The organism is Syntrophales bacterium, assembly GCA_023229765.1.
Taxonomy (GTDB): Bacteria; Desulfobacterota; Syntrophia; order Syntrophales; family UBA5619; genus DYTH01.
In genome coordinates this window covers 44,034-62,402 of sequence record JALNYO010000013.1, presented here as the reverse complement: position 1 = coordinate 62,402, position 18,369 = coordinate 44,034, and the positions used below count along the sequence as shown (strand labels likewise).

General features: G+C 53.1%; 20 protein-coding genes. 8 read left to right on the top strand and 12 right to left on the bottom strand.

Annotated features, from left to right (window positions below; translation table 11 throughout):
- Positions 1–10: 10 nt before the first annotated feature.
- The 12 genes from M0P74_08930 to M0P74_08875 all read right to left on the bottom strand — a co-directional run bounded on the left by M0P74_08930 (position 11) and on the right by M0P74_08875 (position 12,827).
- On the bottom strand, positions 11–967 hold the full coding sequence (locus tag M0P74_08930) for a hypothetical protein (protein MCK9363704.1): 957 nt from the start codon (positions 965–967) through the stop codon (positions 11–13).
- Between the two features lie 58 nt (positions 968–1,025).
- The gene (locus M0P74_08925) at positions 1,026–1,238 is read right to left on the bottom strand and encodes a hypothetical protein (GenBank protein MCK9363703.1); all 213 of its coding nucleotides are present in this window, start codon (positions 1,236–1,238) and stop codon (positions 1,026–1,028) included.
- A gap of 59 nt (positions 1,239–1,297) precedes the next feature.
- Positions 1,298–1,894 carry a potassium-transporting ATPase subunit KdpC gene (gene kdpC, locus M0P74_08920; protein MCK9363702.1) on the bottom strand — a complete coding sequence of 199 codons (597 nt, stop codon included), beginning with the start codon at positions 1,892–1,894 and terminating at the stop codon, positions 1,298–1,300.
- An 11-nt stretch (positions 1,895–1,905) separates the two neighbouring features.
- Complete coding sequence (gene kdpB, locus M0P74_08915) at positions 1,906–3,981, bottom strand: potassium-transporting ATPase subunit KdpB (protein ID MCK9363701.1); 2,076 nt, start codon at positions 3,979–3,981, stop codon at positions 1,906–1,908.
- A gap of 10 nt (positions 3,982–3,991) precedes the next feature.
- Positions 3,992–5,734, bottom strand: coding sequence for a potassium-transporting ATPase subunit KdpA (gene kdpA, locus M0P74_08910; GenBank protein ID MCK9363700.1), 1,743 nt, complete (start codon positions 5,732–5,734; stop codon positions 3,992–3,994).
- Positions 5,731–5,823 (bottom strand): K(+)-transporting ATPase subunit F, encoded by a 93-nt coding sequence (gene kdpF, locus M0P74_08905; GenBank protein MCK9363699.1) that lies wholly within the window; start codon positions 5,821–5,823, stop codon positions 5,731–5,733. The genes kdpA and kdpF overlap by 4 nt, the downstream gene beginning before the upstream one ends.
- Positions 5,824–6,342: 519 nt before the next feature.
- A complete protein-coding gene (gene mazG / locus M0P74_08900) occupies positions 6,343–7,155 on the bottom strand; it encodes a nucleoside triphosphate pyrophosphohydrolase (protein MCK9363698.1) in 813 nt (270 codons plus the stop codon).
- A 112-nt stretch (positions 7,156–7,267) separates the two neighbouring features.
- Positions 7,268–8,569 carry a (Fe-S)-binding protein gene (locus M0P74_08895; GenBank protein MCK9363697.1) on the bottom strand — a complete coding sequence of 434 codons (1,302 nt, stop codon included), beginning with the start codon at positions 8,567–8,569 and terminating at the stop codon, positions 7,268–7,270.
- Entirely contained in the window at positions 8,562–9,989 is a 1,428-nt protein-coding gene (locus tag M0P74_08890; protein MCK9363696.1) for an FAD-binding protein, read from the bottom strand. The genes M0P74_08895 and M0P74_08890 overlap by 8 nt, the downstream gene beginning before the upstream one ends.
- A gap of 24 nt (positions 9,990–10,013) precedes the next feature.
- Positions 10,014–10,901: an MBL fold metallo-hydrolase gene (locus tag M0P74_08885; protein ID MCK9363695.1), complete on the bottom strand. Its 888-nt coding sequence runs from the start codon at positions 10,899–10,901 to the stop codon at positions 10,014–10,016.
- Between the two features lie 108 nt (positions 10,902–11,009).
- Entirely contained in the window at positions 11,010–11,777 is a 768-nt protein-coding gene (locus tag M0P74_08880; GenBank protein ID MCK9363694.1) for an HDOD domain-containing protein, read from the bottom strand.
- A gap of 75 nt (positions 11,778–11,852) precedes the next feature.
- Positions 11,853–12,827: a sigma 54-interacting transcriptional regulator gene (locus tag M0P74_08875; protein ID MCK9363693.1), complete on the bottom strand. Its 975-nt coding sequence runs from the start codon at positions 12,825–12,827 to the stop codon at positions 11,853–11,855.
- Between the two features lie 318 nt (positions 12,828–13,145).
- Between M0P74_08875 and M0P74_08870 the strand changes: the two genes are divergently transcribed.
- The 8 genes from M0P74_08870 (at position 13,146) to M0P74_08835 (ending at position 18,368) form a co-directional block, all read left to right on the top strand.
- On the top strand, positions 13,146–13,655 hold the full coding sequence (locus M0P74_08870; GenBank protein ID MCK9363692.1) for a chemotaxis protein CheW: 510 nt from the start codon (positions 13,146–13,148) through the stop codon (positions 13,653–13,655).
- A gap of 58 nt (positions 13,656–13,713) precedes the next feature.
- Entirely contained in the window at positions 13,714–14,541 is an 828-nt protein-coding gene (locus M0P74_08865) for a protein-glutamate O-methyltransferase (protein ID MCK9363691.1), read from the top strand.
- Positions 14,542–14,552: 11 nt separating this feature from the next.
- Positions 14,553–15,035, top strand: coding sequence for a chemotaxis protein CheD (locus tag M0P74_08860; protein MCK9363690.1), 483 nt, complete (start codon positions 14,553–14,555; stop codon positions 15,033–15,035).
- Positions 15,023–15,880 carry an HDOD domain-containing protein gene (locus M0P74_08855; protein MCK9363689.1) on the top strand — a complete coding sequence of 286 codons (858 nt, stop codon included), beginning with the start codon at positions 15,023–15,025 and terminating at the stop codon, positions 15,878–15,880. The genes M0P74_08860 and M0P74_08855 overlap by 13 nt, the downstream gene beginning before the upstream one ends.
- Positions 15,881–15,969: 89 nt before the next feature.
- On the top strand, positions 15,970–16,401 hold the full coding sequence (locus M0P74_08850; protein MCK9363688.1) for a response regulator: 432 nt from the start codon (positions 15,970–15,972) through the stop codon (positions 16,399–16,401).
- Positions 16,367–16,801: a chemotaxis protein CheX gene (locus M0P74_08845; GenBank protein MCK9363687.1), complete on the top strand. Its 435-nt coding sequence runs from the start codon at positions 16,367–16,369 to the stop codon at positions 16,799–16,801. The genes M0P74_08850 and M0P74_08845 overlap by 35 nt, the downstream gene beginning before the upstream one ends.
- A gap of 26 nt (positions 16,802–16,827) precedes the next feature.
- The gene (locus M0P74_08840; protein ID MCK9363686.1) at positions 16,828–17,343 is read left to right on the top strand and encodes a chemotaxis protein CheD; all 516 of its coding nucleotides are present in this window, start codon (positions 16,828–16,830) and stop codon (positions 17,341–17,343) included.
- Entirely contained in the window at positions 17,340–18,368 is a 1,029-nt protein-coding gene (locus M0P74_08835) for a chemotaxis response regulator protein-glutamate methylesterase (protein MCK9363685.1), read from the top strand. Before M0P74_08840 ends, M0P74_08835 begins: the two co-directional genes overlap by 4 nt.
- Position 18,369 lies beyond the last annotated feature (1 nt).

Below are 18,369 nucleotides of genomic sequence, written 5' to 3'. Positions count from 1 at the left end.
AGCCTTCGTCCTACCGTGTCGCCCTGGAGGACCTGCCGTTCTGAACAGCATCGTGGAGAGCATTCAAAATCTCCTCACACTGGGCAGTAACCTTCCGTTTCCGGCCAAGGGAAAGTTCCAGTGATTTAACATTTGTGTTCATCCTGGATAATCTGACGACCTCCCGATGGACCTCCATGAACTTTGAGAAGGCCGCCGCGGCATCATGAAGGAGGGTCCTCCCCTGCTGGTCAGTCAGGGGGGAAACGTCCTCTAACGCATTGCGGACCTTTTTTTCATTCGCGGCCATGAGTTTTTCCAGTTCGCCCATCTTCTTATCCTCGGCCTCGTTGATGTGTGGGGCTTCCAAGCTGTAAATCATGAATGCGGCGGTAACAGCTTGATAGGCGAGCCTTGCCATCTGCGCCTGTTCACGGTCAGATTTGGGGACAGCCATCAACTGAGAGAGGCACCGCTCGAAAGTTCCTATGTCCTGAGCAGCTGCGGTGTAGGAAAGATTCGCTGCTTTGATATTGGTATTCTTCACCGCGAGGGATAATAGTTCCCTGTCGATCTCCCGAAAATTGTTCCAAGCATCATTGAATTCTTGCAGCAACGTCATTTCGTCACCTATTTTCGCGGCATCTATCAGGACATTCAATTCCTCATAGTCGCGCTGGACCGCATCGGCACTCTTGCGCGATTGCTCGGCCAAGGCCCGCGATTCTTCATCGGTAACGGCCATCACGGCGCCCTTTCCCAGGTCAGTCGATTTCAAAAGGTCTATTCTCATCCGGGAGATCATTTCGACCGTCTTCATCGTATTGACCAGGATCGTGTTATGCCGGGCGCCCGGCCCGAGAAACCTTGAGACGGAGATGACCACCGCTGACAATAATACGAGAATGATCAGATTCAGGACAGTCCGGTTGCCGGTCCCCGGAGTCCTTCTCTCCGTGTTCATGTCCGTTCGCTCTTTCTTTCCCATGAGCGCGCCTCTTCTCTCCCGCCTGACGTTATATCCTTTGGTTCATGGCGATATGGCCTTAACCGGTAAGGCGCCCCTTTTCCGAATTCTGGTCCCGGAATGTCGAAGGCCTCCTGCAGTACTCGATATCAAAATCATACTTCGGGAAAAGACGAGGCAGTTTCATGAGATTGTAGATCATGACGCCGATCGACAACCGTTCAATCCAAGAAGACATGGGCCAGCCGAGAACGATGCCTTTCATGTTTATCATTGCGATGAACGTGTTCATATCGGGAAACCTCTAAAGATTAGTGATCCCTTCCATGAGGAGCAAGGTTATCCCGATATTCACCGGGATTGTTCACTTTTTGACGGTGGAACAGAGTCCAGCGCCATATTCAGGCGCAGGACATTGACCGTGGGTTCGCCGAAAATGCCGAACTGCCTGTCCCGGATCTGCATCCGGACCAGTTCCGTCACCCTCCCCTCGTCGATGCCGCGCGCCCTGGCGACCCGCGGAACCTGGTAGAATGCAGCTGCCGGACTGATATGGGGATCGAGCCCGCTGCCCGAGGCGGTCACGAGATCCACCGGCACGGGCAGTAAATTTCCCGGATCGGTGGACCGGAGGGCGGCAATGCGCTTCCCTGCGGCCTCCTTCAAGGCCGGATTCGAGGGACCCAGATTCGACCCCGCGGAAGAGGCGCCGTTATAGGCCAGAGGCATTGTTGCCGAGGGCCGTCCCCAGAAATAACGCGGGTCGCTAAAGGGCTGCCCGATCAGTTCCGAGACCGTCTTTCCCTCTCCGGTTGAGATCAGGCTGCCGTTGGCCTGCCGGGGAAACAGGACCTGTCCCAATCCGGTCACAGCCAGCGGGTAGACGATGCCAGTCAGCAGCGTGGTGACGAAAAAGAGCAAAAGTGCGGTGCGTATCGTTTTTCCCATGGTCGTTCCTTTCAAGTCCAGTGTAAAAGCGTCAGCAGCAGGTCGATGGCTTTGATCCCCAGGAAAGGCACCACGAGCCCTCCTGCACCGTAAATGATCAGGTTCCGGCGGAGCACAGCGGCGGCGCCCATGGGTCGATAGCGAACACCGCGCAGCGCCAGGGGAATCAGCGCGACGATGATGAGCGCGTTGAAGATGACCGCCGACAGTATGGCGCTTTGCGGCGTCGAGAGCCCCATGATGTTCAATACGGCCAGGCCCGGATAGATTCCCGAGAAGGCAGCGGGCAAAATGGCGAAGTACTTGGCTACGTCGTTGGAGATGCTGAAGGTCGTGAGGGTGCCCCGCGTCATGAGCAGTTGCTTTCCGATCTCGACGATCTCGATAAGCTTCGTGGGATTGGAGTCGAGATCCACCAGGTTCCCTGCCTCCTTGGCTGCCTGCGTACCCGTGTTCATGGCCACGGCCACGTCCGCTTGTGCCAGCGCCGGGGCGTCATTCGTCCCGTCTCCCGTCATGGCGACAAGATGACCCTGGGCCTGATAGGTCCGGATCAGATTCAGCTTTGTTTCTGGCGTTGCCTGCGCCAGAAAGTCGTCCACGCCCGCCTCGGCCGCCACCGCCGCCGCCGTGAGCGGATTGTCCCCGGTGATCATGATGGTGCGGATGCCCATGCGCCGCAGCTCGGCGAAGCGCTCGCGTATCCCCCCCTTGACCACGTCGCTCAGGCGAATGACCCCCAGAATCCGGGCATCCTCGGCAACGACAAGGGGGGTCCCTCCCTGTGAGGCGATATCGCTCACCGTGGAGGCCGCCTCCTCGGGAAAACGGCCGTCTCTTGTCTGCACATAGGCTTCGATGGCGTCGGCAGCGCCCTTGCGGATTTCCCGTCCCTCCAGGTTGACGCCGCTCATGCGGGTCTGGGCGGAAAAGGGGATGAAACGGGCCCCCAGGGTTTTGATATCCCGTTCCCGGATGCCGTATTTCTGCTTGGCCAGGATGACGATGCTTCGTCCTTCCGGCGTTTCGTCGGCCAGGGATGCGAGCTGGGCCGCATCGGCCAGTTGCTGGGCCGTGGTTCCGCCCATAGGGATGAACTCCTTTGCCTCGCGGTTGCCCAAGGTGATGGTGCCGGTTTTGTCGAGCAAGAGGACATCCACATCGCCGGCGGCTTCGACCGCCTTGCCCGACATGGCAATGACATTCGCCTGAATCATACGGTCCATGCCGGCGATGCCGATGGCGGAGAGGAGCCCGCCAATGGTAGTCGGAATGAGACAGATCAAGAGGGCCACGATGACCGTCATAGTGATGGGCGCCCCCTGCCCCGTTGCCCCGACACTGTAGATCGAAAAGGGAACGAGGGTCACGGTGGCCAGCAGGAAGATCAGGGTGAGCCCGGCCAGCAGGATGTCGAGGGCAATTTCATTCGGCGTTTTTTGCCGCCTGGCCCCTTCCACCATAGCGATCATCTTGTCGAGGAACGTTTCCCCCGGATTTGCCGTGACGCGGACGATGAGCCAGTCCGAAAGCACGCTGGTGCCGCCGGTCACGGCGCTTCGATCCCCGCCGCTTTCCCGGATCACCGGGGCGCTCTCGCCGGTGATGGCGCTCTCATCCACAGAGGCGACCCCCACGACCACCTCGCCGTCGCCGGGGATGGCATCTCCCGCCTCTACAAGCACCAGATCCCCTTTCTTGAGCTGGGAGCCCGGGACGGTGCCGGCGGTCGCGTTCCGCTCCGGCTCCCGGAGCAGCTTGGCCATTACATCCCGCCGCGCCCCTCGGAGCGATCGCGCCTGGGCCTTGCCCCTTCCTTCCGCCAGGGCTTCGGCAAAATTGGCGAAGAGCAAGGTGAACCACAGCCAAAGTGTGATGGCCAGAATGAAAGCGCTTCTCTCCTCACCGCGGCCGAAAAGGGACTGGAAATAGAGGAGCGTCGTCAGGAGGCAACCGATCTCCACGACGAACATCACTGGATTCTTGACCACATGCAGGGGGTTGAGCTTGGCGAAGGCATCGACGATCGTCCGCTGGAGGTTTTGTCTATCAAGAAGCGAAAATGTTTTTGCTTTAGCGTTCATCATCTATCCCCTCTCAACGAATCCAAATCAGATACTCGGCCATCGGCCCCAGGGCCAGAGCCGGTATGAAGGTCAGGGCGCCTACCAGGATGATCACCGCCACCAGGAAGAACACAAAGAGCGGCGTGTGCGTCGGCAGCGTGCCGGCGCCGGCGGGGATGAGCTTCTTGCGGGCCAGCGATCCCGCCGCCGCCAGCACGGGGATCATCAGACCGAACCGCCCGATGAGCATGGCGCAAGCGAGGGAGATGTTGTAGAAAAAGGTATTGGAATTCAATCCGGCAAAGGCGCTGCCATTGTTGTTCCCTGCCGACGAGAAGGCGTAGAGAATCTCGGAAAAGCCATGGGGGCCGGGATTGAGGATCCCTTCCAAGCCCGGCTTAACGACAACAGAGATGGCGGTGCCGATCAGGACGACCGCGGCCGGAATCAGGATGACCAGGGAGGCCATCTTGATTTCAAAGGCCTCGATCTTCTTGCCCAAGTATTCGGGCGTGCGGCCCACCATGAGCCCGGCCACGAAGACGGCGATCAGCACGAACATGAGCATGCCGTAGAGCCCGGAGCCCACCCCTCCGAAAACGATCTCGCCCAACTGCATCAGCCACAGGGGCGCCAGACCGCCCAGCGGGGTAAACGAATCATGCATGGCATTGACGCTCCCATTGGAGGCGGCCGTCGTCGCCACGGCCCAGAGGGCGGAATTGGCGATGCCGAACCTCGCCTCCTTGCCTTCCATATTGCCGCCCGCCTGGAGGGGGCCGGCGGACTGATCGACGTCCATCTGGCTGAAGGAGACATTCCCTGCCTGTTCACTGAACACGCTTACGCCCAAAAGCGGGATGAGAATCAGCATCATGGCAGCCAATAGCGCCCATCCCTGCCTCCTGTCGCCCAGCATCCTGCCGAAGGTGATGCACAGCGCCGCCGGGATCAGCAAAAGGGCCAGCATCTCGGCGAAATTGGAAAGGGGCGTTGGATTTTCCAGGGGATGGGCCGAATTGACATTGAAAAATCCGCCCCCGTTGGTGCCCAGTTGTTTGATGGCCACCTGGCTTGCCGCCGGCCCCAAGGCGATCTCCTGCGTGGACACGGCATTGCCCTTTTCGTCCCGGCCCTGCTCCAGGAGTTGGACCGTAGCCGGGCTTTGCAAGGTCTGCACCACCCCCTGGGAGACGAGGAAAAGCGCCATCACCAGCGACAGGGGCAGAAGGATATAGACGATGGAGCGCGTCAGATCCACCCAGACGTTGCCGATGGTCCCGGAGAGGGTTCTCTTCAGCCCCCTTACCAGGGCCAGCAGCACGGCCATTCCCGAAGCGGCGGAGGCGAAGTTCTGGACCGTCAGTCCCGCCATCTGCGTCAAGAAACTCAGCGTCGTTTCGCCGCCGTAGGCCTGCCAGTTCGTATTGGTGACGAAGCTGACAGCGGTATTGAAGGCCAGATCAGGGGCCACGGCGGGCAATCCGTGGGGATTGAACGGCAAGGATCCCTGGAGCCGCTGCAACAGATAGACGGCAAGCCAACCCGCCAGACTGAAAATGAGCAATCCTCCGGCGTATGCCTTCCAGTTCATTTCCTCTTCCGGGTCGATCCGGCAGCATCGATAGATCAATCTTTCCAAGGGACCGGCCAGCCTGCTCAAGAACACGGGTTCTCCGGCATAGACTTTGGCCATGTAGTGCCCCAAGGGGATTGCCGCCGCAATCAGCACGACAAAATAGAGCCCGATCTGAAAAATTCCCTGGGGGGTCACGAGAATACCTCCGGTTTAAGCAAGGCGATGAAGAGATAAACGACCAGCCCCACCGCGATGATCAATCCGATAATATAGATGAATGTCATCTCCGCACTCCTTAATGATTGGCGATCTCCTCGATCAGACCCAGGCGATCGCGAAAAAAATTCCAATTCCGCAAAGGAATGGAATGTCCATAAATCAGCCCTTTCGCAATTATGATAACATCTAAGATATCAGGATGCTGTTAAAAGACAGGATAAAGGTATCAATATTTAATAAAAAAACGGTTTTTCCATGAGCAATAACCATGCGGCAAGAAGCCGTTGATCAAGGGAAGGGTATTAGGGGAAAGGTTCTGTCTCTATGCTATAAATAATCGTTGGCGATGTAACTGAATTGTAACCGTCGCATCCGAAAATAACCCCGCGAAATCCACTCTAATCCAAAGCGCTCTTTCTAACTATATAATACGTAAGCGAATAATATTTGATGGGGAATCGCCTATCTTAAGTCACCGTCTCAAAATCCCCCGAGTGCAACTTCATGTCGGTTCGATTCCGCCCTCCGGCACCAAACGAAATAGTGAGGCTACAGCTTAGGCAGAGAAGATCGTCCATGATCGTTCAGGGTTCCCCTGCTGATTTATTTTTCGCTTCGTTCCAGAGCCGCTCCATTTCGACGAGGGAGGAGTCCGCCGGAGTTTTTCCTTGTGAGGCAAGAGCCTGTTCGATATGGACGAACCGATGGTTGAACTTTCCGAGGGAGCTTCGGAGGGCCGCTTCTGCATCCACGCGGACAAAGCGGCAGAGGTTGACAAGTGTGAACAGGAGGTCGCCGGCCTCATCGTGCATTGCCGCTTGATCGCCTTTTTCCAGGGCGGCTCGGAATTCGCCGAGTTCCTCATCGACTTTTTTCAGCACCCCGGCGGTGTTGTTCCAATCAAATCCGACCGTTGAGGCCCGTGCGGTGATCTGCTGGGCCTTTGTCAGCGTGGGAAGTGAGCGGGGGATGTCGGCGAACAGACGGGCATCGCCGGTTCCCCTGTGTTCGACCTCCTTTTTGATCCGCTCCCAGTTAACGCGGACCTCCTCGACATTCTTAGCCTTGGCGTCGCCGAAGACATGGGGATGGCGGCGGATCATCTTCTCGGTGAGCGCATTCAGAACGTCGGCAATGGAGAATTCTTCCGCCTCCTCGGCCATCCGGGCGAGGAAGAGTATCTGAAAAAGAAGGTCTCCGAGCTCTTCCATGAGCGCCGGCGGCGAGCCGCCTTCAATGGCATCGACGACCTCATAGGACTCCTCGAGGAGGTAACGGGCGATATCCTCCTGCTTGCGGGATTGGTCCCAGGGGCAGCCGTCGGGAGATCGCAACCGGGCGACCAGAGCGAGCAGCTCTCGGAATTTATCTTCGACCTGGGTGTTGGATAGTTTCATATGAAAATGCGTGCATAAATTGTTGAGTTATAGTGGGTTCTTTTCAGGGAACCACTACGGACGCGACGGAGCGCGTCCCTCCATTTTAATCCATTTTTGTTAGATAAATTGCTCATTTAGGAAGGGCGCGTCCGAGGAGTTCCACGATGTGCAGGACTGGCTGTTTCAACCCCAGCTCCCGGACGCCCCAGGCGAGTTGGAGATGGCACCCGGGGTTAGCCGTGACGAGGATGTCGGCGTTGGTGTCCCGGACGTTAGCGAGTTTCCGCTCGAGCAGCTTGCGGCTGGTCTCGATCTCCTTGAGGGCGAAGGAACCCGCCATCCCGCAGCACCAGCTCGACTCCTTCATCTCCCGGAGCTCAACGCCGGGGATCTGCCGGATCACCTGGCGCGGGGGTACGGAAAGGCCCTGGCCGTGAACGAGGTGACAGGGCTCATGATATGTGACGCTGAGCGGCACTTCTTTGAGCTCCTCGGTCCTGATTCCCACCTCCGCGAGAAATTCGGAGATGTCGCGGAGCTTGGAGCGAAACAGCCGGAGCCGCTCGTGATCGGCATGCCCGGCGAGGAGCTCCTCATACTCCTTCAAGGCACAGCCGCATCCGGCGCAGTCCGTGACGATATATTCACAATCCAGTCCGAGAAAGAGATCGAGATTGATCAGGGCCAGGCGCCGGGCGGTTTCGCGATCCCCTTCGGCCAGGTGAGGGGCGCCGCAGCATTTTACCTTGGCAGGGGTGACGACCTCGAATCCCTGTTGGGAAAGGATGCGGGCGGTTTGCCGCGATACATCGGGGAAGACCAGGCTCATGGCGCATCCGAGGAAAAAGGCCACGCGGCCCCGTTTCTTCCCCTGCGCCGGGATGACCGCCGGAATATCGAGGCGGAGCGGCCGGCCGAGGGTGGGCAGTATCCCCTCCATCTTGGCCAGGGTGTCAGGGAGAAAGCGGTTCAGTCCGATCCGACGAACGGCCCATTGCACGCCGAGTCGCTGGTAAAGACGGACGGGCAGCAGGGATGTCTCCATCAGATCCGGCGAGGGGAGCATCCGCTTGAGGATGAAGTCGCGCAGGATGCCGGCGGGGAGGGGGAGGGGGTGGAAACTCTGTTCCTGGCTGCGGCAGAATTCCATTATCGTCCCGACTTGCACTCCCGAGGGACATGCCGTTGAACACGCCTTGCAGTCCAGGCAGAAGAACGCCTCCTCTCCGACGGCGGCAGTGAATTCCAGCCGTCCCTCCGCCACGGCGCGGGCCAGTGCCGCGCGGCCCCGGGGACTGGAGCGCTCCCGATTGGTCAGGGCGTAGGTGGGGCAGACGGCCAGACAGAAGCCGCAGCGCATGCACTGCAGGATCGATTCATAGCTCGGGGCGTCGGCTGGATTGAAATTGCCCACAGGGGATGACTCAGTCATGGACTTCTCCCTTAGTCCGGACCTTGTTAGAAGATACATCATCTATGAAGATCTTCCCCGGATTGAGCAGACCTCCCGGGTCGAAGGAGTCCTTGATCCGGCGCATGACGGCCATGCCGCCCTCGCCAAACTGACGGAGCAGATAGCCTTTCTTGGCGATCCCGATTCCGTGTTCGCCGGAGACCGTTCCCCCCATCGCCAGGACCTTTTCGTAAAGTTCGGCGAAGAAGGCATGAACATGTTCAATCTCCGTGCGGTTGCGTTCATCGGCAAGGGCCGTAGGGTGGAGGTTGCCGTCCCCCGCATGGCCGAAGGTGGCCACCCGGACCTGATATTTCTCCTTGAGCCTTTCGATCTCCGCGAAGGTTTCGGACAGACGGCTCCGGGGAACGGTGGCGTCTTCCAGGATCGTGGTGGGCGAGACGCGGGCCACTGCCGAAAGGGCGGTTCTCCGGGCGGCGGCAAGGCGGGCCGCCTCGGCGGGGGTTTTTGCCTGATGGATTTCATCAGCCCTGACCTCTTCCAGGATTCTCCGGACCCCGGTCGCCTCCTCGGCGACTACCGCGGGGTGACCGTCAACCTCGATCAGGAGGAGAGCCTCCATCTGGCGGGGAAGTCCTATGGCGGAGTAGTCCTCGACGCAGTTGATCGTCATTTTGTCCATAATCTCGAGGGTCGCGGGGATTATCCGGGCGGCAATGATTCGGGATACCGCCTCGCCGGCGGTGCGGATGTCCCGGAAATAGGCAAGCAGGGTGCGCTTCTCCTGGGGCGGGCTGATCAGACGGACCGTGATTTCGGTGATGATCCCGAGGGTTCCTTCGCTGCCGACGAGGAGGTCGCGCAGCGAATAGCCGGCTACATCCTTGACGCATTTTCCCCCGGTTTTGAACTCCGTCCCGTCGGCAAGGAGGCCGGTCAGGGCCATCACGTAGTTTCTGGTTACGCCGTATTTGAGGCCGCGGAGCCCCCCTGCGTTTTCCGCGACGTTGCCGCCGAGCGTGGAGACGTTCTGCGAACCGGGGTCGGGCGGGTAGAAAAGCCCCCGCGCAGATGCGGCATTGAACAGATCAATCGTAATGACGCCCGCTTCGGCGGTGGCGGTCAGATTCTCCTCGTCGATCTCAATGATTTTATTCATCCGGGTGAGGCCGAGAACCATGCCGCCTTTGATCGGGGTGCTCCCGCCGGAGAGCCCCGTTGCCGCGCCGCGGGGCGTGACAGAGAGGCCTTCTTCGCGGCCGATGGCAAGCGCCGCCTTCAGACCCTCGATATTTTCCGGAAACACTGCCACGTCAGGAAGGGCGCTGACCTCTGGGGTTGCGTCATACCCGTAAACGAGAAGATCTTCTTTTTCATGGTAAACGTTTTTCGCACCGACGCGGTTCCTGAGATGATCGATAACCGCTTTTGTCAACATGAGACGCCTCACAGGTTCTTATGCTTAAAGATTTATTTCGAGACCTTCGTACGCCATATAAAGGAGAGGCGTTCCGGGGGATGATGAAAACCGCGCCTCCAACTGTTTTTTAATCCGGTCAAGCTCATCATCGCTGCGCAGAGGTTCATGGTGAGTAAAGTACAGGGATGGGACTTCTGCTTTTTTTGCCATCTCGATACAGTACTCATAAGTGCCGTGCCCCCATCCTTTTTTTGCCAGATATTCTTCACTGGTGTATGCGGAATCGGCAATAATAACATTGGCGCCCCTTATGAAATCATGAAGAAAATCGTTTTTATGCTGGATAATTTGGTTGTACTCTTCATATGAGTCGTCTTCAGGACTGTAAATATTGAACAATTCTTCATTGTCGCCGGTGAAAAAAACCTTTTTCCCATTGCTCTCGATAAGATATCCGAAATTAAGGGCGGTGTGGTTCGTTATTATGCCTGTAACCAGAGTTGACCCAATTTCTGTTGTTTGCCGTTCGCGAAGTGAAGTGTATTGTATATCAGCGGCAAGTTCCGTTTCTCTGACGGGGAAGTAGGAGTACGCCATTTGATCGCGCAGCACATCCCCGATATCTTTTTGCAGCAGGGGATCAAATGCTCCGTAAATCCGGATATCGTTGCCGGATATAAAAAGCGGAAGGAAAAAGGGAAGACCCTGGATATGATCCCAGTGTGTGTGTGTGATAAATATATGGCAGGTGAGAGGCATTACGCTTAGAAGCTGCTGCGACAGTGGATATATTCCCGTGCCCGCGTCAAGGATGATTGTCTGCCCGCTGTCGGTTTTTACCTCGATGCAGGTGGTGTTGCCGCCGTATCTGACGGTTTTTGCCCCTGGCGAAGGTATCGAACCGCGCACTCCCCAGAATTGTATTTTCAAATTCCCTGTCCCCCTCTTCTTGCAGAAAAGCTGATTTCCCGATCAGCAGGCTGATTGCCTGCTGCCGATCCGCCCGTGCGGTTGGAAAATAACGGTAATTCTCCCTAACTACTGCCGCAAAAAAGATTTGTCTAAAGTTGCAGTTACATCTCCTAAAGACAATATGACGTTCTCGATGTCTTCAGCTCCTAAAAGGTCATAAATTTTATCGGGGAGCTCCTGAACAATGTTATCGCCGCTGTATCCTGTTCCGGTTTTCTTGCTTATCTGGTTTGCCGCAAAGACCGCATCAGTCATTAACTGCTGGCGAGAGTCCCGACAATGATGATTTTTAATGCATTCAACGACAGGGGAGGGGAGGCGCCATTTTTCTGCGAGTAAAGACCCTACCTGCGCATGGTCGGTTTCCAGAACCTGCATCTCCGCTTCGTAGAGGGGCAGACCTTGTTCTTTGGCGACAAGCAGCGTTTTCTGATACTCCCCCGGTAAAAAGTTTGTAAAAACTATTTTACCGAAATCATGAAGCAGGCCGCAAAGGAAAAAGTCAGACAATTCCCGTTCGGGAACAGCAACTTTTTTCGCCAATGTTTTTGATATGGCGGCGGTGGATAATGAATGCAGCAAAAAATCATCTATATTGAAACCGGCTTTATTTTTCCGGGGAAGTACGCCCAGCGCTGCCGTAAGCAAGGCAATATTTTTTACTGTATTGATGCCTATATAAACGACAGCGTGGTTGACGGAGGTTACCGACTGCGACAATCCAAAATAGGAAGAGTTTACTAATTTGAGAAGGTTCATCATCAAGACCGGATCGCGCTGTATTACATCCACCACCTCCCGGGGTGGGCAATTTATGTCGGATGTTAAATCCATGAGCCGCTGAACACTTTGCGGAAAAGCGGGCATTTTTTCAATCAGTGTGAGTAGATCCATGCTTCATTTCTATGCTCATGTTATTTTGAATCTTTTTAATTTTTCCACCAGGGTTGTTCTGTTTATTCCCAAAAGGGTTGCCGCTCTGCTCTTGACACCGGCGGTTTTTTTTAGCGCCCTACAGAGTAAATCCTTTTCAAAATCTTCAACGGCCTTGTTTAAATCAATGCCTTCCTTAGGGAAACCGCAATCAGATTCCGCGGGGCATATCCTCTCCGCAGCAGCAATCATTTTGGCAGGGAGGTCATCGACGGTTACTTCTCCGTTTTCCTTAATGACAACGATTCGCTCGATCAGATTCTGCAGCTCTCGGACATTTCCCGGCCAAGGATAATTCTGAAAAATACGCATTACTGCTTCTTTTATTCCAGTCACGTTCTTATTGTTAAGGTTGTTAAATTTATCAAGAAAATACAAGGCAAGGATGGGGATATCGATCTTTCTTGACCGTAACGGCGGCATATAGATTGGGATTACATTCACGCGATAAAAGAGATCATCCCGAAATTTTTTATCGGCCACTGCCTTTTCCAGATCCTTATTTGTTGCTGAGATAATGCGGACATCTGCTTTTATTGTTTTGACGCCTCCCACCTTTTCGAACGCCTTTTCCTGAATGACGCGCAGCAGTTTTACCTGCAGCGCTGGGCTCATATCGCCTATTTCATCGAGAAAAATAGTCCCCCCTTGTGCAAGCTCAAATCGTCCTGCGCGGCTGCGGATGGCGCCGGTAAATGCCCCCCTTTCATGGCCGAACAGTTCGCTTTCAAGCAGTTCTTCCGGAATGGCGCCGCAATTTACGGCAACAATTTTACTGTTTTTTCTACTACTGTTGCAATGGATTGCCCGTGCAACGAGCTCTTTGCCGGTTCCGCTTTCTCCATATAAGATGACAGTACTTTCTGAGTTTGCGACCTTTGCAGTTGTTTCAAAGACCTTCAACATAGGTTCACTGCGACCGATCAGTTCTCCAAAATCTAATTCATCCATTAAATTGTTTTTTGCAATTTCCTTTCTATCGCATTCTAAAATAGAGGGTGAGACCTTCTCCGTTGTCAGCATGATGTCAGCTCCGTGGAGGATTTTACAGATAAGGCTGATGCAACGGGTTTCAGGCCCCCATCAGTTACTTTTTCTTAAGCTGCACGATACTACTCTCGCTGTCAGAATATTTCAAGATAATTGCTTCTCGAAACCAGATTTAATGATCATTGACAAAAACTTTTTTTTCTATATGATCGCAGACAACTTTTTAGATGCTATCAACTGTTTTTACTTAAACTTACGGTTCCCTTGAGGAGGTTTTCCATGGAAAATAAAGTTGAAACAATGCAGCAGGGGGCGCAGAGCGCTAATCGGGAGGGCAAGTACCTGACCTTTTCTCTGTCCGGGGAGGAGTACGGAATAGGGATACTGAAGGTGAAGGAGATTATAGGGCTAATGGCGATCACGACGATTCCCCGGATGCCTCCCTACGTAAAGGGGGTGATCAACCTGCGGGGAAAGGTGATTCCTGTGATCGATCTACGTCTTAAATTTGCGATGGCTGAGGCAGAATACACGGAGCGCACCTGCATCATTGTCGTCGAGATATCCGGCGAAGGGGGGCGTATCCTGATCGGGATTATCGTTGATTCCGTATCCGAGGTTTTAAACGTAAAGGGCGCTGACATTGAGGACACACCTGTCTTCGGGGCGAAACTCAATACGGAATACATCCTGGGAATGGCCAAGATTGGCAATAGCGTAAAGATACTGCTCGACATCGACCGGGCGCTAAGCAGCGAGGAGCTGGCAATGATGGAGACGGCGGCATAATTTTAGCGTCTGCTAAATGATTCAGTCCTTAGTTTGTAAAAAGAGAAAAATATCGGAGATGGCGGAATACGAACTTAAAGACAGCGATTTTGAGAAGATCAGCACACTCGTTTACAATAAATGTGGAATAAACCTGCATAGCGGAAAAAAAGAGCTTGTAAGCGCCCGTTTGGGGAAGAGACTGCGTGAAGGAGGCTTCGCCTCTTTTGCGGATTATTACAAGCATATAACGGGTGAGCAAGGGGCTGAAGAATTAGTCCTGATGATTGATTCAATTTCCACCAACCTTACCTATTTTTTCCGGGAAGAAAGCCATTTTATCAAACTTTCCGAGCTATTGTCTGTTTTTTCGGAGAGTGCGGCACAAGAAAAAGGTGATCCGAAATTACTTATTTGGTGTGCCGGATGTTCTACAGGCGAAGAGCCTTATTCGGTTTCGATGACCGTTCGCGAGTCACTTCGTGTGCCGTCCGTAAAGGTTAGAATATTGGCCACTGATATATCCACAACGGTTATAAAGAAGGCGGCTGCAGGAATTTATCCCGCTGATAAGGTTAAAAATATTCCCGCTCCTTTGTTGAATAAATATTTTCAGAGGGGGGCAGGTGAACGGGCTGGCTATCTGCGCGTCAAAAAAGAGATCAGAACGATGGTGAATTTCAAGTTATTCAATCTGATGCAGTCTCCGCCTTCGGAAGTGCATTTTGATTTCATATTCTGTCGTAACGTAATGATCTACTTTGACAAACAGACACAGCAGAGGCTTGTGGGCAACTTTTTCAACAGTTTGAAGAAGGGCGGCTATTTCTTTATCGGACATTCGGAGAGCTTGACAGGTCTTAGCCATTCTTTTAAATACGTTGAACCAAGCGTTTACAAAAAATAGAGAAAAACTTAATGAGCGAAATAGTGGTCGGGATTGCTGATATAAAGGTCAGCAATAACTTAAACGATGTTTTAGTGACTTATGCCCTTGGTTCGTGCATTGCGGTTATCTTATATGACCCGACGGTGAAGGTCGGTGGACTTTTACATTATATGTTGCCGGATTCCAGCCTTGATGTAACCAAGGCGCAGGAAAATCCCGCAATGTTTGCCGACACCGGCATCCCTCTTTTATTTAAATCCTGTTATAAACTGGGCGCTGAAAAGAGGCGGATTATAGTAAAAATCGCCGGCGGCGCCAGAATCCTTGACGATTCCAACTATTTTCGCATCGGCGAGAAAAACATTATGGCGCTCAGGAAAATGCTCTGGAAAAACAACGTTCTGATAGACAAGGAGGATACTGGTAAAAACTATAATCGTACCGTGCGTTTAGACATTGCAACCGGTTTGGCGCAGGTTAAAGGAAAGGAGGGGAGGTTATGCGAACTATGAGGATAGACGAGATTCTTAAATCTGTTGATAAGCTGCCTTCCTTCCCGCTTACGGTTTTCAAGGTTGGCGAGCTACTCCGTACCGATGATTATTCCGCCTCAGATATTGTAGATTTGATCAAATATGATCAGGCAATAGCTGCCAACATTGTAAAAATGAGCAATTCTCCATACTTCGGAGCGCGGCAGAGGATTGGCTCGCTGCGGGACGCCGTTGTTTTTTTAGGCAGGGAAAATCTGCTGCGAATTGTTCAGACTGCCGGCGTTTCGCGTTTTTTCAAAAAGGAAGGCCGGGGATATGTGGAAAAGGCGCGCGAGATTTGGGAACACTCGGTTGCCGTTGCTTTGATGTCTCAGATACTCTCGCGAAAAATATTCAAGAAAGAGGATGGCAAGCTTTATTTGTCCGCCCTTCTGCACGACGTTGGGAAGATGGTTATGGGGGAGCTGGTTTACGACTCATTTGCTGAAATTTCAAAGCTTGTTTCCGGTGGGGGTTATTCCTTTCTTGAGGCGGAGAAGGAGATTATCGGCATAGATCATGCCGAATTGGGGGGAAAAATCGCCGAAAAATGGAACTTCCCAAGGGACGTCGTCGATGCAATCTCTTTTCATCACCGCCCGGATTTACTGGAAGGCGACGAAAATATGATGGCCTGGCTTGTTTATCTTGCCGATCAGGTGTGCCTGATTTCCGGATACACGGGGGGGTTTGACGGTCTTGCACACAGAGGGGTAAATGAAATTATGGAAAAATTTGACTTTCATGAAAGAGACCTTGAGTTGGGGATGATTCAGCTTGTCGAAGAATTGAAACATGCCGAAGAGGTCCTGGGCATTGTATAGAGACACTATTTTTTTCACAGCGCTGGTAGAGGGCTAATGTGGAGGGGCAAGGGGGCTAAGTTGGCAATGCTTTTTGTGGGGAGACGGATATGTCGTTCAATGTACTGATTGTCGATGACTCGAATGCCATGCGGTCGGTTATCAAGAAGATTATTTCGATTTCCGGTTTCCGGATGGATAATTGCCTTGAGGCAGGAAATGGCAAAGAGGCATTGTCAATATTGGCCAAAGAGTGGGTGGATGTAATAATTTCCGATATCAACATGCCGGAGATGAGTGGCCTGGAGATGCTTTCACGACTGAAGAAGGATGACCTTTACAGGCAAATTCCGGTGATCATGATATCGACCGAGGGTAGCGAAGAAAGAATACATGAGGCCTTTGCCCTGGGCGCCGGAGGATTCATCAAGAAACCGTTTGTGCCGGAGGAGCTGAAACGAAAGTTGCACGAAATTATTGGGGTAGGCAATGATGGAGAATATGAAAATGATAAGGAAGACTCTTCAGAACTCGATTTTTGATGTTTTTGAGAAGATGTTTTTTGTGTTTCTTGAGCGTTCAGATATTAAACATCTTAAATATCGTTGGGCTGCTTCAATAAGTTTTTCCGGATATAAGAGCGGTAAACTTATTGTCTATTTTTCAGAGGGGATCGCCGAGGTTATGGCTCAGAACATGCTGAACATTGCGGCTGGCGAACTAACGGAAAAGTTGCGGGAGGACTGTATTAAAGAGTCAGTGAATATGATATGCGGCAATTTTCTCGGAAAATTTGACTCCTCCCGAGTTTTTGATCTTTCCCTGCCCCTTTTTGATGCAGTTGCCGGAGAAACAGTAACAGATGATAACGGGGACGATAAAATTGTCTTCCACTTTGAATCCGGCAGCGGTATGCTGGGAGTCGTTTTAATGTTCAGTTGAATAAAGCTTGTTACGGCGGTAAGGGGATGTTTAATAAAGATGTTGTTTTGTTTGAGTATTTGCTGCTTCCGGGATATATTTTTCTGAACGCAGAGCCCTCTTTGATATCAACGGTGCTTGGTTCGAATGTTGCCGTTTCCCTGTGGGATCAAAATAAAAAACGTGGCGGTATGGCAAATTATCTCTATCCGGACTGCGGTGTTGGCGATGCCGCAACATCGCGATATGGGAATGTTGCAATAAGGCATCTGGCCAGAATGCTGGTGCAGGAAGGAACAAAGAGAAAAGATATCAAGGCCCAGATATTTGGGGGCGCCGAGACAGAAGAGCGGGAGTGTATTCGTATTGCCCGCAGAAATGTAAGTATTGCAAAAAAGATCATGCTTGAACTTCGCATTGAGATTATTTCGGAAGATACGGGGGGAAGTATGGGCCGAAAGATTGTTTACAATACCGAAAAAAATGAGGCGATTGTTTACAAGGTAAACGGTTTGCGCGGCAGCGATTGGTATCCATACGTGAATGACAGGGGTGAAAATTGAATAAGATCCGGGTTCTTATCGTTGATGATTCGGCGATAGTCAGAAAAATATTTTCCGAGGAATTATCAAAATATCCTGATATAGAGGTTATAGGAACAGCGCCGGATCCGTATGTTGCCAGGGACAAGATTGTCAGTCTCAAACCGGATGTAATCACACTGGACATAGAAATGCCGCGGATGGATGGCATTACATTCCTGAAGAAATTGATGAGATACTATCCTTTGCCGACTATTGTCGTAAGCTCGCTTACAACAAGGGGGGGGAAATTGACGCTGGAGGCGATCGATTCCGGGGCGGTTGACGTCATCGCCAAACCGGGAGCTTCCTACACTGTGGGCGATATGAGCGCGCAGCTTGCCGAGAAAATCAGGGCGGCGGCCCGGGCAAAAATTGTAAAAAAGGACATTGGCGGCGCCGAGGCGATAAAACAGCAGCCTATAAAGGCCCTTGCCCAGACATCGAATAAGGTAATTGCAGTCGGCGCCTCTACCGGCGGCACGGAGGCCCTGAAAGTCCTTATGACGCAGATGCCGCCCAACTCTCCCGGCATGGTCATCGTGCAGCACATGCCGGCAAATTTTACGACCGCCTTTGCCGAAAGGCTCAACGGCATCTGCCAGATTTCCGTCAGAGAGGCGAAGGACGGCGACAGGCTTAGCAATGGCTTGGCGTTGATTGCCCCGGGCAATTATCATATGCTGCTCCGCAGAAGCGGCGCTGTGTATTATGTGGAAGTAAAAACCGGTCCCATGGTCCACCATCAGCGGCCGGCGGTTGATGTGCTATTTAAATCGACGGCTCAATACGCGGGGGCAAATGCGATCGGGGTTATTCTTACCGGTATGGGCGCCGATGGCGCAGCCGGTCTTTTGGAGATGAAGAATATGGGGGCCGGGACCGTTGCCCAGGATGAAAATAGTTGTGTCGTATTTGGCATGCCCAAAGAAGCCATTAAATTGGGCGCCGTGGATAAAATATTGCCGATTGAGCAGATTGCCGCTCAAATAATAAGGATGGTGTAAG